The organism is uncultured Aurantimicrobium sp. (assembly GCF_936931525.1).
GTDB lineage: Bacteria > Actinomycetota > Actinomycetes > Actinomycetales > Microbacteriaceae > Aurantimicrobium.
The window spans coordinates 1-1,170 of the sequence record NZ_CAKZII010000104.1 but is presented as its reverse complement, the minus strand read 5'-3'; the positions used below and the strand labels follow the sequence as shown (position 1 = coordinate 1,170).

Here is a 1,170-nt window from a genome sequence, read left to right as displayed (position 1 = left end):
AGAGTTTGATGGCGTCACCGCCAACAACGTCGTGGGTAAGATCTTGATCGATCTTCCCGTGGGAGCACCTGCCGCCTAATGAATTTCCGCGTTGTCACCTCGAGAGGCTGGGGCTGGGCTGTTGTTGCCCTGCTCAGCCTTGTCGTTGGTGCTGCGCAGGGATGGATTGAACTCATCGGATTAGGAGTTGCTGGGCTTCTCACCTTTGGTTTTGCCACGCTCTATGCCCTCTTCCGTCATGCCCACGATGTGTCCTTCCACCTGGCGCATGAACGCGTGGTCGTCGGTGACGAGGCACAACTTGTCGTGAGTGTGTCGAACCCGACAGGTCATTCACTGGCTTCATTGGATGTCGTTGTTCCTGTGGGGGAGCAGCAAGTGGAAACCCAGGTGGGTCGCCTGCGCAAGGCAGCTCACGATGACATCACCTTGCCCGTTCCCACTGAGCACCGTGGCATGGTTCAAGTGGGCCCTGCTCGCGTGATTCGACAAGACCCACTGGGGCTGATTTCTCGTGAAGTAGTTCATGGGGATGTTCGCACGCTGTTTATCCACCCCAGAACTATTGGCTTGCTCAGCATGAGCACCGGATTTGTCCGTGACCTCGAGGGGAATCCCACGAGAGACCTCACCGACAGCGACCTGTCTTTCCATGCCTTGCGTGAGTATGTTCCCGGAGATGACCGCCGGAATATCCACTGGAAGTCCACGGCCAAGACGGGCCAATTCATGGTTCGTCAGTTTGAGCAGACCCGTCGCAGTCATCTCATGATTGCGCTCGATACTGAACCAGAAGTATTCGCCACCGACGAGGAATTTGAACTGGCCGTCAGCGCAGCTGCTTCACTAGGTGTTCGAGCCATTCGTGACACCCGTGACCTTTCGGTTCTGGTCAGCGCAGATGCCAGGCCCGCTGCAACAGGTCGCTTGAGCGCCTTGCGAGAGGCAGCCAGAGAACTAGCTTCACGCCGCCGAGCAGAGCGCGGAGCAGTTCCTGCTCGTATCCGTGCCCTGTCCACCGTTTCTCGTGATCGCCTTCTCGATGAACTCTCTGGAGTTCATCTGCAAGAAGGCAGTCCGAGCATTGTGGAGTTGTCCCGCTTAGCTTCCGCACAGGCGGCAGATGTGTCAATTGCCTTCTTGGTGACCGGTGCTGCTGTGGATTCCAAG

At 57.3% G+C, this 1,170-nt stretch carries 1 protein-coding gene; it reads left to right on the top strand.

Going from position 1 to position 1,170, the window contains the following annotated elements; all coding sequences use genetic code 11:
* Positions 1–78: 78 nt before the first annotated feature.
* On the top strand, positions 79–1,170 hold a 1,092-nt coding region (locus tag Q0362_RS04895; protein ID WP_298120540.1), incomplete at its 3' end, for a DUF58 domain-containing protein.